The following is an 18,306-nucleotide window of genomic DNA, read 5'->3' as shown; positions in this document are numbered from 1 at the left end:
AAATAGCAATCACTTTTTCGTATATAAATGAAGGTCGATCGTTCGTTGGGGGATGGACGTGAAATTACTTTCAGCTAAGGGGTATTGTCTGATATATAATTTATACGGCAATAAATAAGCACAGAGCATACGGCGCTCTGTGCTTATTTTTATTTATCTTTTTTAAATCGAACTGTCTTATCCCAGCCAATGACCTGTTTCTTGCTCTTCGCACGTAAGTATAAGATTAAGCTGCGAATAAATAAGTACGTAAAGAGCTGTGCGTACGTAAAGTACATAATAACGCTAATAAAAATATTAGTCGGTGTAAAGGTTCGTTCGACACTCTGGGCACTAAATAATTGAGAAACATATGTAATATATGCGACATACCACATAAATAGTAGCGGAATGCTATATTGAATTTGGAATATCCCGAGTAGCCCAATTACAAACCAAACGTTCGAAATGATTAGGAATAGCCAAAATACAACATACACTAGAACTTGTTGTAAGGAATGGACGAGAAGTTTTCCTTTAAAGAAACTTAATGATGAGAACATTTTTTCTAAAATGTATAAATTCCCTTGGAGCCAACGTGTACGTTGTTTAATAAGGATTTTTAAATGCTCTGGTTCTTGTTCCCAAGTAACTGATTCTGGGACGATTGGTAAGAGATAACCTTTTTGTGTAATTCGTAATGTTAATTCGGCATCTTCTGCAATTGCATAAGGGTCATAGCCACCAAGCTCTTCTAGTGCAGAGCGACGAAGAAGCATGTTTGTTCCTGTCAGTGAGCCTGTTTGGAATAGTAACCAGCGTCCAGATTGCATAAGGAGCTGGAAGATTTGAAATTCTAGCGAAATCATTCGCGTCAGCCAGTTTCTTTTTTCGTTTACTGTACGAACATGTCCAACAGCCCCAACAGCATCTTCAGTTGTTTCAGCGTGCTCTACAAGCATTCGCAGTGCGTGTGGTTCAGGTTGGTTATCTGCATCGTACACACAGAAGTATTCACCATCTGAAATACTAAGGCCGTAGTTTAATACGCGTGATTTACCCTTCGGTTCACCGGACGGAACACGAATGTGACGAATGTGGGCATAAGCTTTGTCGAAATCATCGCCGATTTCAGGTGTTTCATCTTGAGAGTTATCATTTAATAGATAAATGGTTAGCTTTCCTGGATATTCAATCTTCGCCATTGCCTCTAAAGTATCTTTAATAACGACCCCTTCATTATGAGCAGGGATGAAAATATCAACGCTCGGATAATGTTCTAGCGTACGATCTTTTCGTTTACTATTTCGGTGAATTAAGCCCGCGATTGTTAAGAAAGAGTAGTAAACGAGTAAGCCAGAGAATAGAAAGGCCGTAAAAATAAGAACATATTTAATTGAAAATGTGATACTGATCCAAAAAACGAGTACGCAAAACAGAAGAAATAAAAGAAGTATAACGAGAGTCATCATAACAATGTCTGTCCTTTGTTTCCAATTTGCTCACGTGAAATTTTTATATCTCGGATTGCTTCAGCTGCAAGCCATTGCTCCATTTTTGGCTTTAGGCGGTTCATTACAATATCAGCACCAGCTTCATTTGTGTTTTGTAATAAAATAACTAGCGTATTATTATCATATTCAGCAGCAAGGTCAAAATCATTCCTTACGGTTTCAACTAATAAGGAAGCTACACGGTCCATAACACTTTCCTTCGTATATTTACTAAAGGAAGTGAAATCAAAGTAAACAATAATGCCTGTTTCGTTACGACGATTCATTGCAGTCGTTAATAACGCTTGGCGTCTCTCGAATTCTTGTCTCGTTAGTAATTTTGATTCTCCAATATATTGTTCCAACGTTCTCACACGCTCAGTCAAAGTTTTATTTTCATGAATCACTTTTTTCAATAGGTGAGTTGTTATGTATACAATGAAGAAGTTAGCTGCCATCAGGAAGTGGGTAATCATATATTGCCATTGAACTGATGTACTCCATAAATGAAGCCATGCTTCATAAAATAAATAAAATACGGAAATGATGGTTCCTAGTATGAAGAAAATAAATGCTGTTTTGTCAGCTAAAAATAAGAATAGTACATTTACGATTACGTATATTATTGTAAAAATGAGCGCATGCTTATAATTCGTCACATGTACAGTAGTAAAATAAAATACAATTTGTAGAATCCACATAGAGAGGATTTTATAGAACTTATCTTTCACAAAACTTTCCTCCTTAAAGCTATTTCATCCATAGATACTTGTAGTATGCGCAATTATTAAGAAATTGACTATGTCGTTAAATTCTTTTGAAGGGCAACAACAAGTAGTATTTCTATTTTCATCAGAAAAATAAAAAGATCTAAACATTATTGTATCATAATGTTCTTATATTTGGGATAAGGTGGTTGATAGATATATATAATACGTTTGGATTGTATGAAAAAAGTCTTCTCTTGGAGAAAGAGAAGACTCTATATAAGTTTATAGGAACATCATACCTGCAACTGCTGCGTTTAAGAAGTTCGCTAATGTACCAGCGATAACTGCTTTAATCCCTAATTGTGCAATTTGTTTACGGCGAGTAGGAGCTAAAGTTCCTGTTACACCTAATTGAATTGCGATAGAAGAGAAGTTTGCGAATCCACAGATTGCAAATGTTAAAATTAGATTTGTTTTGTCAGAGAACTCTGCCATGTGTGGCCCTAAGTTTGCGTATGCAACGAATTCGTTAATTGCAAGTTTTTGACCGATAAAGCTTGCTGCTTGTACAGCTTCACCTGGAGAAACACCGATTAAGATTGCAAATGGTGATAATAAGTAACCGAAGATTAAATCAAGGCTAAGTTTAATATCGAACCAAGAACCAACCCATCCTAATAATCCATTTAATAAAGCGATTAATGCGATGAAAGCCATTAACATTGCTGCTACGTTAATAACAAGTTGCATACCTTCAGATGCACCGCGTGCAGCTGCATCGATAACGTTTGCATCTTCACGTTCTGTAGAAAGTTCAACGTTATTATCTACTTTTTCTGTCTCTGGCATGATTAGTTTTGCAATTAATAAGCTTGATGGAGCTGCCATAATTGCAGCTGCTAATAAGTGCTCTAACGGAATACCCATTGCTGCATAGCCGACAAGAACGGATCCAGCGACAGCTGTCATACCGCTTACCATAATAGTGAAGAATTCACTATTTGTTAAGCGTGCTAAGTAAGGTTTAATTAAAATTGGAGCTTCAGTTTGTCCTAAAAATACAGTCGTTACTGAGTTTAAGCTTTCTGCTTTAGAAGTTCCAAGAAGTTTACTTAATGCACCACCAACGACGCTAACAAATTTCTGCATAATACCGAAATGATATAAGATTGCTACTAATGAACTAATAAATACAATTGGAAGTAGTGCTTGAATAAAGAATACAAATCCCCAAGGTCCTTTTGCGTTGACTAAATCCCCAGCAACGAACTTAATTCCCTCGTAAGAAAAATTAATTAATCCTTGAACACCGTCAGCAGCGTGTTTTAAACCTGCTTTACCAGCATCCCATCGTAATACGATAAATGAAAATGACATTTGTAATGCTAGCGCAATTAAAATTGTGCGCCAATTAATAGCTTTGCGGTTGGAAGATAGTAAGAAAGCAATTGCTAATACTCCAATCACGCCGCCAATTCCCCATAAAAGATTCATGCAGTGTATGCTCCTTCCTCATAGTAAAAAAAGTGTATAAACCAGTTGTCTATACTTTTGCGAATATACATCTTAAGTAACTTATCATAATGGACATCGGAGGTCAAACGTCTAACGAAAAGTTTAAATAAAAAGAAAATTCTTCAAAAAAACACATATGAAATGAATGGACATGAAATAGGTTATGTTTTTTATGAGAATATATACATTATGATAACGTTATGGATTATTTTTGCAGAATAAAGTGTATGAAATGGAAGAATAGATACATTATTTTTATAGAGAGAAGGTAGGAGAAAGGGAGTAATATGTTGAACTCATAGCAAAAAGCCTTCTAGTAAACTAGAAGGCTTGGAAACTATTAATTAAGGTGCTTTCGTGTATCCTAAGAAGTGGCTCTTCCAATAAGAGTTACTTAATGAAGCGATTGCTACACCTTTATCTCCAGCTTGGATAAATGATCCGCCCCCAAGGTAAATACCCATGTGAGAAGGACCTGATTTATAAGTGTTTTGGAAATAAATTAAGTCACCTGGTTGTGGATTTGAAGTTTGTGGTAGGCTACTCCAATATCCCGCAACACTTTGACGGCTAATGTTATGACCAAATTTCTTAAATACGTGGTAGATGTAGCCACTGCAGTCTACGCCGTTAGCAGAAGTTCCGCCCCAAACGTATGGTACACCTTGCATTGATTTTGCATATGCAAGTACGGAAGAACTGTCGCCACTATTATTGCCTGTATTATTATTGTTGTTATTGTTTTGATTGTTATTTTGGTTATTGTTAGGCTTATTATCTACTGCGCCTCCAACTGGTGTTTTAGATAGGTAACGTGTTCCGATATAACCATTTTGACCGTTGTAGTTAATTTTGCTCCATCCAGAGTTTTCAGAGATTACTTGAACCTTCTGACCTTGTGGAAGTGCGCCTATGATTCTATAATTTGTACCTTCGCCGCTACGTACATTTAGTGCAGAAGCATTAATGTAATAGTCGCCAATTGCACCTTGGTTAGGTTTTTCAGGTTGTTTTGGTTGCTCAGGAGTAGTAGTGCCACCTTTAACGAATTTTACAAATTCGCTACTAACAAAGCCTGTTTTTCCTTGGTAATTTACTTTAAACCAACCGTTTTCAGATCCAACTACGTTTAATGTTGTACCGTTTAAAACGCCACCAATTACACTATGGTAAGCGGCAGGGCCTGTACGAACACGTAAAGATGTAGCGTTAACTACGTAAGAACCACCAGTTTGAATAGTTCCATTATTATTGTTTTGCTCTTGTTTGTTGCCTTCTGTAACGTTTTCGTTAGAACCGCCTTTTGTTACGTAGTCTTTGCTTATATAAGCAGTTTGTCCTGCGTAATTGATTTTGAACCAATCTTGAACTTCGCCGACAACTTGTACTACTTGTCCTTTTTTGACAGAACCTACAGTTGTGTGAGAAGTGCTAGGACCTGTACGAACGCGAAGGGAAGATACATTTACTGTATAGTTTCCGCTTGCTGGTTTTACTTCTTGGTTGTTATTATTCGTATTGTTGTTTGAAGAACCCCCATTAGAAGAAACGCCAGATACGAATTCGCCACTTACATAACCTACTTGTCCATTATGGTTAATTTTCACCCAACCATTTTCTTGTCCAATTACGTTTAATGTTTGTCCTTCATATACACGTCCAGAAACAGAACTAGATGTGTTAGGAGCTGTACGTACACGTAATACATCAGCAGTAACTTTATTGTTTCCACCTGTGCTTACATTGTTGTTTGCTGCTCCACTTTTTGATACAAATTCGCCACTAACAAAGCCTGTTTTTCCGTTAATGTTAATTTTGAACCAACCATTTTCTTCGCCAATCACGTTTAATGATTGACCGTTATAAACGCGTGAGATGATGTCGTGAGAAGTGCTTGATCCCGCACGAACATGTAAGACGCTCGCGTTTACCTTATAAGATGAGCTGTTTGACGCAGAAGCTTGGACAGTTGTAGCAGCTTTTTGTGTATTTTGTTCAGGTGCAGCTTGAACACTATCAAGTGTAGGTGCTGCTCCTCCTGCTACAGACACTGCCGCAAGACCGGCAAGATACTTTTTCATAATTTGTCGATTCCTTTCTGTCTGTAATGTAGTGAAGAAATATTTACCAACTGTTAAAAATTCTAAAGAGCATGTCGATTACTGTCAAGACTTATATAGGAATCTGAATATGACAAAAAGATTACAAGAAAAAATCAAGGCATAAATTTACACCTTGATTTCCATTTAAATGCATATATTGAATATGAAAGGACAGAAATTATTCGTGTTTAAGAAGATGACATATTGGATTGTAACAAGATTTTATTAAAAGATTTTTGCAGTTTTTTGGTGATAGGTCCAACTTGCCCATCTTGAATCGCGGTTCCATCAAGGTGGGTCATTGGTAAAATTTCAATCGTTGTGCCTGTGAAAAAGCATTCATCTGCTTGATAAACGTCACGAACGCTGAAAAGTTCTTCCTGTACAGGTATGTGAAGAGTATTCGCTAAAGAAAGGACATATTGACGAATAATGCCATTTAAAATAAGGTGATTGGCTGGATGTGTGTAAAGGGTTCCGTTTTTAATTAAAAAGAAGTTGGAATGACTTCCTTCCGTTACAATACCATTCCTTACGAGAAGTGCCTCTTTACAGCCTTTCCGTTCAGCTTTCGTAGCAGCTAGTACGTTTGGTAATAAATTTAATGATTTAATGTCACAGCGTAGCCATCGTGTATCGGGTTCTGATATAGCGCGTATACCATATTCGATCCATAACGCTGGCCTTTCTTTTTTTGTAATATAGGCATAAATTGTCGGAGGGTTGTCATATGAAAATATATGTGTGCGAGCTTGTACGCCGCGAGATACTTGCAAATAAATTGTGCCATCTTCGTGGAAATGGTTTCTTTCAATTAATTTGTAAAGTAAAGTGATGAGTTCAGCTTTTGAGAAAGGGAGCGATAATTCTATTTCTTCCATGGATCGATATAATCTCGTTATGTGCGGATCTAATAAGTGAAAGTTCCCTTTATATAGGCGAATAACCTCGTAGACACCATCTCCGAACTGCAAACCTCTTTCTTCAAGTTCTATGTACGTTTGTTGTTTTGTTGTATCAATAACTTCATCATTCCAAAGTACAAATTTTTCGTATGCCAATTTCCGTCCCATCCTTTCGTAAGTACGTAAGTAACGTGAAACTTTCATTCATGCGAGATAAGAATTACTATAGTAATTTTTATGTAAGTAATTCTCTACATATGCCCGTAAATGCCCGATTGGTGAGGGCTGATTAAAGTTTCACTTTACAGCATTTTGTATATACAAATTCGAAAATAAGAATGAGAATCCTGCTTTTAGATAAAAAAAAGCAACATTCTTATGGAATGCTGCACAAGGAGGGTAGCTATCTTTCATAGGGACATTGTCTCGTTGAATGCTTTGTGTATGGAAACAAAACATGTTGAAAGACAATTATAAGAAAGTAGAAACAAAAGATTTACACATTTCTTTAAGGGATCTTACGAAAGATGAGAGATAAGAAATATGTAGAACCTTGTTTACATATTTTATTATAGAGATTCTCCATTAACACTATGTGAATATTTGGTAAAGGTTATGTAATTTTAAAGTTAATGAATATAAGTAGTTGTATGGAAGAAAATAAAAAAAGAGGCTGAGATTACTCAGCGCTCTTCTTTTCTTCTTTAATAGCTGTTTTTACTTCACCAGTTTTGATCTTATTACTTTCAGAGAAGCGAAGTAAGTCACCTTCAATGATTTTATCAGACATGTTCAATTCATTTTGGGCACGATCAATTAGTGGTTGAGATTCTTCTTTCGGTAATTGTACAACTTCGCCAGTAGCACGGTCGTAGAATGTACTGTTTGTGTACATGTATTTATCTGTAACGAAGCTACCGTCACGAAGAACAACAAATCCTTTATTATCAGGTGAGAATACATCATGACCGAATCGAACGTCATTTGTAGAATCTACACCAAGTAAGTTTAGAATAGTTGGTTTAATGTCAATTTCACCAGTTGGTTTCGAAATTGTTTTACCTTCTTTTTGACCTGGAACGTGAATAAACATCGGTGTTTTTTGTAAGTTCATATGGTCAAATGCAGTGATTTCTTCTTTTCCTAAGAACTGTGCCATTGCACGGTTATGGTTTTCAGAAATACCGTAGTGGTCACCGTAGAATACGATTACTGAGTTGTCGTAAATACCTTCTGCTTTTAGACGCTCAATAAAGTGTTTCATTGCTTCGTCTAAGTAACGAGCAGTTACCATGTAACGGTCAAATACTCCATCACCAGAATTATATTCGTCGATTAATTTTGTACTGTCATCGTAAGTGAATGGGTAATGATTTGTTAAAGTAAGGAAGCGAGTATAGAATGGTTGCTTCACTTCTTTCAACATATCAATAGATTGATCGAAGTATTCGATATCTTTTAATCCCCAGTTTAATTTTGTTTCCGGCGTAATCTTGTAATCAAGCTCGTTGTAGTAACGATCATAACCAAGTGCTGGATACATAATGTTACGGTTCCAGAATGTTGCGTTGTTTGCGTGGAATACCGACGTGTGATACCCTTGCTGACGTAAAATTTCTGGAGTTGCTGTATATTCATTGTTACCGTGTGTGAAGAATACAGCACCGCGGTCTAGTGGATATAACGAAGTATCTACTAGGAATTCAGCATCAGATGTTTTACCTTGACCAGTTTGATGGAAGAAGTTATCAAAGTAATAACTTTCTTTCGTAAATTGGTTTAAGAATGGTGTAACTTCTTGTCCGTTAACTGTTGCACCAATTAAGAATGTTTGTAATGACTCAAGAGAGACAACAATTACGTTTTTCCCTTTTGCAGTACCGAACATATTTGGATCTGGTTTACTTTGTGTTGTTTTTACGTAGTTTTCTGTTTCTTGTAATTTACTACCGTCAGCGAATGCTTTTTGTGAACTTGATTTTGCTTGTAAGCCAAGATCGTATACTTGGTGTACATATAATCCTAAGTTTTTAACAAGCATAACGCGGTCGAATGAACGTGTTAATAGTTCTGGGCGTTCAGCTTCTGCAAGTCCTAAGTTTGCGAAGAAAATAGCAACTGTTGATACGAAGTATAGAGAACGCATCGGGCGTGCTACACGCTCTGTAGGTGCAAAGTTCTTCATTTTCTTCAACAGAACGAAGAATATGATAATGTCTGCAAATGCAAGAATTATTTTGTAGTTAAATAATTCTTTCACACTAGAACCTAAACTTCCGAAGTTAGATGTTTGTCCGAGTACTGGTAAAGTAACGAAGTCATTGTAGAATCCGTAGAACATTACGTTACCAACAAGAACGATTGTTAAGATAAAATTAATTCCAAGTGCTATATAGTTACGTTTTTTCCCTTTTGCAAATAATGCAAGACCAACAAGCAGTAATGATGCTGCTAATGGGCTAAGGAATAAAATGAATTCTTGCATGAAAGATTCAAGTTTTAAATCAAAGCTTGTGCGTGTAATAATGTAAGTTTTCAGCCATAAGGCTAATGCTACGAATACAGTGAAACGCACATTTTGAAATTGTGATTTCAAGGTTTCTTTCATTCATTTCCACCCTTTCTCTATCAGGCTTGGTCGATTTTGGAGCGAAAAATGCTAAAATAAAAAATACATAGTTTTCTTGGCCATAATTAAAGGTTCTATATTCACCCATATACGACTATAACTATGCATACCCTTTTGGTTTCTTTTGTTGCTCATAAGCATAACGTCATTTCTGTATTATACAACAAAATTCATTTCTGAGAAACACTATAACATTTTACATTTTTTGTATAAGATTTGTCACTACCAGAGAAAACTTTAACATTCGTTTATATGTCCGTCAACTAGAAAATATAACAAAGATAGAGCAGAATGTTAAGTAGAAGTGAAAATTTTCTTTGTTGAGAAATAAGAAACGAAGATGGGTAAGGGTTATCTAGAAATCTATTATATGAAGGAAATTGTGTAAAAATTAACGAACACTTGTTCTTTTTTAGTTTGTTTGTTACAATGAAAGTTCATTGATAGGTTTTGTGTAATTTCTATGAACTTTTACTGATAACATATTGTAGCTTATTTCTTTTTAAAAATAGGGAGGCTTTTACATGAAACAAAAATTTTCAGTTGAAGCGTTTTGGAAGAAAGTAAAACATGTTGCAAAGCAAGCAGGGCAGTCGGTCATTTATACAAGTTTATTACTGTTTTACGTTTTGCAAAGACCCGATGTTCCAAAACGAGTGAAAATTATTGTAATTGGAGCACTTGCTTATTTTATTGCACCGATTGATGCGATTCCAGATTTCATTGCTGGAATTGGTTATACGGATGATTTAGGGGCGTTAACGGCCGCACTAATACAGGTGTCGTTATACGTCAATGAAGATGTGAAAGATAAGGCACGAGTGAAGTTGGCAGAATGGTTTGGTTCGGATATAGACACAACATTTATCGATCAGAAATTAGGTCAATAGGTGAAACCTGTCATAAGGTGACAGGACGAACGTAAGCGAGGAAGTGCATTATGCCATCAGGAAGAACGCATACGAAAATAAACTTAATATCCCTTCCGGTTGTTTTGTTTTTGCTTTTTTCGTATGGATTAACAAATTTTGATTTTTTATTAACTTTTGCAATTGGTTTTTTAGTAGGTACTTCATTTTTAACACCAGATTTAGATACGTACAGTAATGCTTATAACAAATGGGGTTTCTTACGTATATTTTGGTATCCTTATAAAAAAGTAATGCCGCATCGATCTTTCTTTACGCATACGATTATACTTGGTGATGTGATTCGTATTGCGTACATGTTAATCGTCTTTTCTCCATTTTTATTTCTATTAAATGTAATCGCACTGGATGGTAATTTAATAGAAATTGCGAAGAAACATGAGGTTGAAATTGTAACATTCTTAATGGGAATTGTTGTGGCAAGTACGCTCCACATTATAGCGGATAAAGTGAATACACGCCGAAAGAAAATGATGAGAAAAAAGAAGAAACGCAGAAGATAAAGTGAACGGAAAAGGACCCTTGCAATTTGCAAGGGTCCTTTTTTAAACAAACGTTTGTTTCAAATTAAGCTTTCAGTACTTTAATTCCTTTTACAATGTTCCAGATGAAGTAGTATAAGCTGATGATTCCGCAAATAGCTAAGACAATCATTGATCCAATTCCAAGTGTTACATCTGGTTGATCAGATCCAAGACCCATAATTCCTAAAATAGTTAAGCCAATGAATGTAGCAATACTTGGAATGATGTGTGTCCATAGAGCACGTTTTGCATGTGGTTTTGTTTCAGCGTCTCCTACAATCCAAACGATAATAGGGAATAAGATAGGGGCAAATAGTACACTAAAGTATGATAACGCAGCTAATATTTTATTTCCGTTCATATATATCACCTCATGAATAATTTCTGTTGTTATACTATTATTATGCAATAATTTTGGCAAACTTCCTATCGATGAACATTACAAGAACGTGACGATTTTGTAAGATTTCCTGTTAAATAATAAAATTTTCAAAAAAATCTTTTTTAATAGAAATTGTTATGGTACAGTATAAATGAAAGTCGTTGAAAACGTTTTCTTAAACGTTTTTTTTATTTTAGGCTTAAAGGTATGATGACCTGATAGCCTATTGATGAGGTTATTCTATTTAAAAGGGGATTTTTTAGGGGGAGAGAACAATGAACACATGGACACAAGTTTATGATCCATTCGGAAACATTTGGATTTCGGCAGCGGTTGCACTTATTCCGATTATCTTTTTTTTCTTAGCTTTAGCAGTTTTCCGCATGAAAGGGTATGTGGCAGGATTTATTACAGTTGTACTTACAGTTTTAGTAGCGTTATTCGCTTATAAAATGCCGTTCACGATGGCAATGGCAGCGACCGGATATGGTTTCTTATACGGATTATGGCCGATTGCTTGGATTATCATTATGTCGGTATTTTTATATAAAATTTCTGTAAAAACAGGTCAATTCGATGTGATTCGTGCATCGGTATTATCGATTACGAACGATCATCGTCTACTCGTTATTTTAATTGGATTTTCATTTGGAGCATTTTTAGAAGGAGCGGCAGGATTTGGAGCACCAGTAGCGATTACAGCAGCGCTTCTTGCGGGTCTTGGGTTAAATCCTTTATACGCAGCAGGTCTTTGTTTGATTGCAAATACTGCACCAGTGGCGTTCGGAGCGATGGGAATTCCGATTACAGTTGCTGGACAAGTAACAGGTATTGATCCACATAAAATTGGACAAATGGCTGGACATCAATTACCGTTCCTATCATTATTTGTTCCATTCTTTATCGTATTTTTAATGGATGGATTTAAAGGGATAAGACAAACGTGGCCTGCGTTACTTGTAGCGGGTAGTTCATTTGCAATTACGCAGTTCATTACAGCGACATTTTTAGGGCCGGAACTTCCGGATATTACATCGGCACTTGTAAGTTTAATTAGTTTAGCGCTGTTCTTAAAAGTTTGGCAGCCGAAAGAAATCTATCAATCCGAGCAAGCAAATAGTGAAGTAGCAGCAACAACGACAGCAGCATCGATGCCGAAATTAACGTTTGGAAAAGTAGTAAAAGCATGGTCTCCATTTATCGTATTAACGGTTATGGTAGTCATTTGGAGCCAAAGTTTCTTTAAGGCATTATTCGCTTCAGGAGGGGCTTTAGCAAGTCTTGTATTTAAGTTTGAAATTCCAGGTCTGCATAATCTAGTAATGAAAGCAGAGCCGATTGTAAATAAACCAACGCCTTACGAGGCAATTCTGAAGTTTGATGTATTATCAGCAACCGGAACGGCGATTTTAATTGCTTGTATTATTTCCATGTTTATTTTGAAAATGAATGTAAAAGATGCAGTAGTGACATTTAAAGAAACGTTAAGTGAATTAAAAATGCCAATTCTATCAATCGGATTCGTACTAGGGTTTGCATTTATCGCAAACTATTCTGGTCTATCTTCTACGTTAGCGTTAGCACTAGCAGGAACTGGCGGACTATTCCCGTTCTTCTCGCCTTTCTTAGGCTGGATTGGCGTATTCTTAACAGGGTCTGATACGTCTGCGAATGCACTGTTCTCGAATTTACAAGCCATTACAGCGCAGCAAGTCGGCGTATCTGAAGTGCTTCTTGTTGCAGCAAATACAACAGGCGGTGTAACAGGTAAAATGATTTCTCCGCAGTCGATTGCGATTGCTTGTGCAGCAGTTGGTCTTGCTGGAAAAGAATCGGATTTGTTCCGTTTTACAGTGAAGCATAGTTTGTTCTTCGTAATTATTGTTGGTATTATGACTTATGTTCAGGCTTATTATTTAACGTGGATGATTCCATAAACAACAAAAGAAATAAACTTTGAATTTTCCAAATTATGGTGTATGATGGAAAAGTATTGAAAATTAAATCAGTGATAAACTAGGGGTGCCTAACGTATGCGTAGGCTGAAAGAGAAGCGCGTGAACTTCTTAACCCTTTGGACCTAATCTGGCTCGTACCAGCGTAGGGAAGTTAACGGCTTTACATAATGATGTCTTTATGAGCCAGGTCCTTATTTTTTTATGGACCTGGCTCTTTTTATGGAAGATGCGCAAATTGGGAATACCGACAGTAGTGGATAGGGTTGTTCAACAAGCAATCAGTCAAGTGCTTGGTTCAATATTTGAAAAACAATTTAGCGAATCTAGTTACGGCTTTAGACAAGGGCTCTTTTATGTTTGTATTTCGGAACTTCATCATATTTCTTTAAATAATAAGCACGGTAAGTAGCTTCACGAAGTTGTACAGAGTTGGCAGCTTCAACCATGTAATAACGAAGATACTGGTTTCCCGTTCGTGTCATGGGTGTTCGTTCCGATTCAAAGTTTCCAGATTGCGATTTTTTCTAGTAAAGACCGGTGTATTTGGCCAATTGTGCTTCGTTCTCAAAGCGTTCAATTTGTCCAACTTCCGCAATGATTCCCGCGGCGTATACGACTCAAATGCCTGGAACACTTGTTAAATATCTCGCTTCTGGAATGGCTTAGAATAAAGCAGTAATGCTTTTTTCTATCTCTTTGATTTGTTTTTTCAATGTTTGAATCAATCGTGCATAAGTGGCTAATACAACGTCCACAGAGTCTTGAACGACCTTACCTAGTCGGTAGGAGTCACGTATGGCTTTCTTGATGGTTTTCGCTAAATCTTCCGGGTCGCTAAAGCGTCCTTTCCCCTTTTTCTGAAGAAGAGTAGCGAGTGCTTCTAGATCCATTTCTGCGATTTCATCCAACGAAAGGGAATCTGAGAGTATTTCCATCATCGTCGCACCAAAAACAGAGGTATTTAACTCTTTCGATAACGTATTACATTTGTAGTAAAGGTTCTTCAGAAAGTGTTGCTTACATTCTGTTTGCTGGTGAACGAGTTGATATCTAGATCGTGTTAAACGTTGAAGGGCAACGTATTTTTCCTCCTTGATAAGAAACTTATTATACCGTCCGATTCGTAAAAAATCGGCAATACGGAAAGCATCTATTTTATCGGTCTTATCTTCTTCAAAGAGTTTTTTATACCGATGGATGGCTTTTGGATTTTGTACGACCACTTCCACGTCTAAAGCCCTCAAATCCTTATCTTCCGTTAGGAACATGGAAGGATGGAAACTATAGACGGAAGTAGATTCCATGCCAATGACAATTTTTTTATAGTTGTACAACTGGTGAAAATGGAGAACATCCTTCTTAATGGCGTTGGCACCATTCACATCGTTTGAAAGACAAATTTCTTTCAAAACAGTGTCATGACTGTCAAGAAAACATACATCAAGTTTTTCAGAGCTTACATCAATAGCTACGAATAATCTCAAAGAAAGGACCTCCTTTCTTTGAATAGTATTTGGAATGAGCTTGGATACTGTGGGATCTCCCTAGAGTCCAAAACATAGCCACAACCTCGCGTATGAGTATTCAATGATTACCTTCATCTAAGCTGCCCTCCCACCACTATGAGAGGTAAGTGAAGGAAACCGATACAGCTTGTGCGTATGCAGTGCATTTTGGTCTGGGTCACAGTCTTTTAACGTGGTCGAACTACAGGAGGAGTAAGCATATTCCCGATGGGTCCATTTCTGCACTTCTATTATCTGGGTAAATCCCCCGGTATCCAAGACTAAATTTTACCCATACATCATTTTTTTGATGTAGCTCTTGAAGATAAAAACTATTTAATTTTCAAGGAACAGTTATTAACTTAAAACTTATTATAAGAGGAGGGTGTATCATGAAAAAAATATGCTTTGTATTAATTGTCGACGCTGGTATAAATTATGGTTCAATATTTTCTCTACCATTTTTAAGGAATCAGAATGATTTGAAGGGATATTTTTCTAAGTATTATGATGTTTCAATTAATTATATCAGGGATAAAAACTCAGTTGACTATTTGGTAGTTCCCAAACCGTGTCCAGCTTTTGATAATGAAAATAATCTTCCAATAATTGAAGTACCAGCAATCTTATTTATGGAAAAGAATTTTGAAAAAATAAAGACTTATATAGACAATTATTTTTCTAATAACTCATAAAGAAAATAAAAGTACAGTAAAAAGAAGTCCGATAAAAAACGAGTGGTGTAGAATATTTCTATTAATCATTCGTTTTTTATTATATTTACATATATTTTTTAAAAGAGGATTATAGACGTTCTGAAAAAATTAATTATAACAAGAACAGTGTTCGTGCTACTATCTACGGTTATTTTTTGTACTAAGTACCCCTTTAACTAACAAGACAACAAAAAATAATTAACGTATTAAGGAAAATGTTACTTTAAATGTAAGAGCTTTTTCTTTGAGTTTTAGCTCTGAATAATAAAGGTAGTTAAATCACTAAATGGAGGAGCAGGTCAATTTTGTTCCTTGTATAGTAAATTGTTACCTATCTCTATTGCAGGTTGTATGGCAGGTAGCAGTTGTAGCGAAATGCAGCAGAGACAAAGGCTCTTTGTCAAACGGGACTGATGAATGTATTTGGCAAGTAAAAAATGGTTCTTTCCGGAGTTAGTTGAAAAGTCTCATTCTCTCCAAAAGTAGAATCTTTGTCCGCAATGTGGAGAATTTGTATCGACCATACATGATTCTTTTAATAAGCTTTAACTTGTTTATGCTCCCTTCGGCAAGACCATTATTATTCTCATAAGTTACCGCATTTCTGACAGCTTCAATATCCCCGGCTAATCCATTCGTAAAGCTCTTAAACTCTTGTATATTAGTATTCTTCATTTTCTCAATACAATGGTCGAAATTCTCAACACTCTTTGTGGTGAAGATGTTTTTAAACTCCCATGTTAAGTCATAAACTATTTTTACAATAGGGTGTTCTTCGTAATTATTGTTGGTATTATGACGTATGTTCAAGCATATTATTTAACGTGGATGATTCCATAAAGAGAAAAAGAAATAACCTTTGCATTTTTCAGATTATCGTGTATGATGGGAAAGTATTGAAAATTAAATCAGTGATAAACTAGGGGTGCCTAACGTATGCGTAGGCTGAGAGAGAAGCGCGTGATCTTCTTAACCCTTTGGACCTGATCTGGCTCGTACCAGCGTAGGGAAGTTAACGGCTTTACATAATGATGTCTTTTATGAGCCAGGTCCTTATTTTTTTATGGACCTGGCTCTTTTTATTTTGGCATGCGCTGGCCATATCTCGTCCTTGTCACGAACAGGGGAGGCAACAAAGGTTATGAAACAGTCTGTTTCAGCTGAGCAAATTGAATTGAAATCGAGTTTACCAGGGAGTAAGAAAGTATATGTGGATGGACCACGCGCAGGCATGAAAGTGCCGATGCGTGAGATTGAACAAAGCGAAACGAACGGCGTTCCAAATCCTCCAGTCCGTGTGTATGATACGAGCGGTCCTTATACGGATCCGGCGTATAAAGTGGAGCTGGAAAAGGGAATTCCAACGCCGCGTCATTCTTGGATCATGGAGCGCGGGGATGTAGAGGCATATGAAGGGCGCGAGGTGAAACCAGAGGATGATGGTGTGAAAGTGGCTTCGAAACATACACCTGTTTTCCCGCAAATGGATCGCCAGCCGCTTAGAGCGAAGCAAGGTGCAAATGTTACGCAAATGCATTATGCGCGTAATGGCATTATTACGTCTGAGATGGAATACGTTGCAATTCGTGAAGGAGTAGAGCCGGAGTTTGTTCGTAAGGAAATCGCAGAAGGCCGCGCTATTTTACCAGCGAATATTAATCATCCAGAAGCTGAACCGATGATTATCGGGCGTAACTTCCATGTGAAGGTAAACGCGAATATCGGAAACTCAGCTGTATCTTCTTCGATTGCAGAAGAAGTAGAGAAGATGACATGGGCAACGCGCTGGGGTGCAGATACGATTATGGATTTATCTACAGGTAAAAATATTCATACGACGCGTGAGTGGATTATTCGTAACGCGCCTGTACCAGTTGGAACTGTACCGATTTATCAAGCGCTGGAAAAAGTAAACGGAATTGCAGAAGATTTAACGTGGGAAGTATATCGTGATACGTTAATTGAGCAGGCGGAGCAAGGCGTTGATTACTTTACAATTCACGCTGGTGTATTGCTTCGTTACATTCCAATCACGGCAAAGCGTACGACAGGTATCGTTTCGCGCGGTGGTTCGATTATGGCGCAGTGGTGTCTATTCCATCATAAAGAAAACTTCCTATATACTCACTTTGAAGAGATTTGTGAAATTATGAAGCAGTACGATGTTTCGTTCTCTCTTGGAGATGGATTACGTCCAGGGTCTATTGCAGATGCAAATGACGAAGCACAGTTTTCTGAGCTTGAAACACTTGGCGAATTAACCAAAATTGCTTGGAAACATGATGTGCAAGTTATGATTGAAGGACCTGGACACGTACCGATGCACTTAATTAAAGAGAATATGGAGAAAGAGCTTGATATTTGTCAGGGCGCGCCGTTTTACACACTTGGGCCGCTAACGACAGATATTGCACCAGGTTATGACCATATTACATCGGCAATTGGAGCTGCTATGATTGGCTGGTTTGGAACAGCGATGCTTTGTTATGTAACGCCGAAAGAACATTTAGGTTTGCCAAACAAAGATGATGTACGCACGGGTGTTATTACGTATAAAATTGCAGCGCATGCGGCTGATCTTGCGAAAGGACATAAAACGGCTCATCAGCGTGATGATGCACTTTCAAAAGCACGCTTCGAATTCCGTTGGCGCGATCAATTTAATTTATCTTTAGATCCTGAACGTGCGATGGAATATCACGATGAAACGTTGCCGGCAGAAGGGGCAAAGACAGCTCACTTCTGTTCAATGTGTGGACCGAAGTTTTGTAGTATGAGAATTTCACATGATATTCGTGAGTATGCAAAAGAAAATGATTTAGAAACGACAGAAGCAATTGAAAAAGGAATGAAAGAGAAAGCAGAAGAATTTAAAGAAGCTGGTAGTCATTTATATCAATAATATGTTACACCTCTTTACTTGATTGATCACACTGTAGTACCTAACTTTATTATAGAA

At 36.9% G+C, this 18,306-nt stretch carries 14 protein-coding genes, 2 pseudogenes and 2 riboswitches; of the genes and pseudogenes, 6 read left to right on the top strand and 10 right to left on the bottom strand.

Annotation, left to right across the window (positions count from 1 at the left end):
- Positions 1-149: 149 nt before the first annotated feature.
- The 6 genes from MHH27_RS27045 to MHH27_RS27020 all read right to left on the bottom strand — a co-directional run bounded on the left by MHH27_RS27045 (position 150) and on the right by MHH27_RS27020 (position 9,312).
- Entirely contained in the window at positions 150-1,451 is a 1,302-nt protein-coding gene (locus MHH27_RS27045; protein WP_000988755.1) for a glycosyltransferase family 2 protein, read from the bottom strand.
- Positions 1,448-2,203, bottom strand: coding sequence for a dGTP triphosphohydrolase (locus MHH27_RS27040; RefSeq protein WP_340944664.1), 756 nt, complete (start codon positions 2,201-2,203; stop codon positions 1,448-1,450). Before MHH27_RS27040 ends, MHH27_RS27045 begins: the two co-directional genes overlap by 4 nt.
- Positions 2,204-2,464: 261 nt before the next feature.
- Positions 2,465-3,676 carry a NupC/NupG family nucleoside CNT transporter gene (locus tag MHH27_RS27035; RefSeq protein ID WP_001051020.1) on the bottom strand — a complete coding sequence of 404 codons (1,212 nt, stop codon included), beginning with the start codon at positions 3,674-3,676 and terminating at the stop codon, positions 2,465-2,467.
- A 365-nt stretch (positions 3,677-4,041) separates the two neighbouring features.
- Positions 4,042-5,778 (bottom strand): C40 family peptidase, encoded by a 1,737-nt coding sequence (locus tag MHH27_RS27030; RefSeq protein ID WP_000760290.1) that lies wholly within the window; start codon positions 5,776-5,778, stop codon positions 4,042-4,044.
- A gap of 209 nt (positions 5,779-5,987) precedes the next feature.
- Positions 5,988-6,872 carry a D-amino-acid transaminase gene (locus tag MHH27_RS27025; RefSeq protein ID WP_075717958.1) on the bottom strand — a complete coding sequence of 295 codons (885 nt, stop codon included), beginning with the start codon at positions 6,870-6,872 and terminating at the stop codon, positions 5,988-5,990.
- A gap of 511 nt (positions 6,873-7,383) precedes the next feature.
- Positions 7,384-9,312 (bottom strand): LTA synthase family protein, encoded by a 1,929-nt coding sequence (locus tag MHH27_RS27020; protein ID WP_000665343.1) that lies wholly within the window; start codon positions 9,310-9,312, stop codon positions 7,384-7,386.
- A 545-nt stretch (positions 9,313-9,857) separates the two neighbouring features.
- On the opposite strand from MHH27_RS27020, the gene MHH27_RS27015 reads away from it, so the two are divergent.
- Positions 9,858-10,223, top strand: coding sequence for a YkvA family protein (locus MHH27_RS27015; protein WP_000810378.1), 366 nt, complete (start codon positions 9,858-9,860; stop codon positions 10,221-10,223).
- 50 nt (positions 10,224-10,273) lie between these two features.
- Complete coding sequence (locus MHH27_RS27010) at positions 10,274-10,765, top strand: metal-binding protein (RefSeq protein WP_001139059.1); 492 nt, start codon at positions 10,274-10,276, stop codon at positions 10,763-10,765.
- Between the two features lie 64 nt (positions 10,766-10,829).
- On the opposite strand, the gene MHH27_RS27005 is transcribed toward MHH27_RS27010, so the two are convergent.
- Positions 10,830-11,147 (bottom strand): DUF4870 domain-containing protein, encoded by a 318-nt coding sequence (locus tag MHH27_RS27005; RefSeq protein ID WP_001014092.1) that lies wholly within the window; start codon positions 11,145-11,147, stop codon positions 10,830-10,832.
- A 296-nt stretch (positions 11,148-11,443) separates the two neighbouring features.
- Between MHH27_RS27005 and lldP the strand changes: the two genes are divergently transcribed.
- Positions 11,444-13,105 (top strand): L-lactate permease, encoded by a 1,662-nt coding sequence (gene lldP / locus MHH27_RS27000; protein ID WP_098235701.1) that lies wholly within the window; start codon positions 11,444-11,446, stop codon positions 13,103-13,105.
- 71 nt (positions 13,106-13,176) lie between these two features.
- Positions 13,177-13,292, top strand: a riboswitch (TPP riboswitch).
- A gap of 169 nt (positions 13,293-13,461) precedes the next feature.
- Here lldP and MHH27_RS32090 read toward each other — a convergent pair.
- Positions 13,462-13,728: pseudogene (locus tag MHH27_RS32090) on the bottom strand (transposase); the annotation flags it as partial.
- 60 nt (positions 13,729-13,788) lie between these two features.
- Positions 13,789-14,610 carry an IS110 family transposase gene (locus MHH27_RS26990; RefSeq protein ID WP_445688596.1) on the bottom strand — a complete coding sequence of 274 codons (822 nt, stop codon included), beginning with the start codon at positions 14,608-14,610 and terminating at the stop codon, positions 13,789-13,791.
- A 413-nt stretch (positions 14,611-15,023) separates the two neighbouring features.
- Here MHH27_RS26990 and MHH27_RS26985 point away from each other — a divergent pair, with 413 nt between their 5' ends.
- Positions 15,024-15,326: a hypothetical protein gene (locus MHH27_RS26985; protein WP_097924509.1), complete on the top strand. Its 303-nt coding sequence runs from the start codon at positions 15,024-15,026 to the stop codon at positions 15,324-15,326.
- A gap of 474 nt (positions 15,327-15,800) precedes the next feature.
- Here MHH27_RS26985 and MHH27_RS26980 read toward each other — a convergent pair whose 3' ends face one another.
- Positions 15,801-16,070 carry a transposase gene (locus MHH27_RS26980; protein WP_053565465.1) on the bottom strand — a complete coding sequence of 90 codons (270 nt, stop codon included), beginning with the start codon at positions 16,068-16,070 and terminating at the stop codon, positions 15,801-15,803.
- Between the two features lie 45 nt (positions 16,071-16,115).
- Between MHH27_RS26980 and MHH27_RS32085 the strand changes: the two are divergent.
- Together MHH27_RS32085 and thiC are read left to right on the top strand one after the other, a co-directional pair.
- Positions 16,116-16,187 (top strand): annotated as a pseudogene (locus tag MHH27_RS32085) (L-lactate permease); the annotation flags it as partial.
- 71 nt (positions 16,188-16,258) lie between these two features.
- A riboswitch (TPP riboswitch) is annotated at positions 16,259-16,374 on the top strand.
- Between the two features lie 114 nt (positions 16,375-16,488).
- Complete coding sequence (thiC, locus tag MHH27_RS26975; RefSeq protein ID WP_098235699.1) at positions 16,489-18,249, top strand: phosphomethylpyrimidine synthase ThiC; 1,761 nt, start codon at positions 16,489-16,491, stop codon at positions 18,247-18,249.
- Positions 18,250-18,306 lie beyond the last annotated feature (57 nt).

Source organism: Bacillus sp. FSL L8-0152, assembly GCF_038006365.1.
Classification (GTDB): domain Bacteria; phylum Bacillota; class Bacilli; order Bacillales; family Bacillaceae_G; genus Bacillus_A; species Bacillus_A cereus.
This window is presented reverse-complemented; position numbering and strand designations above follow the sequence as displayed.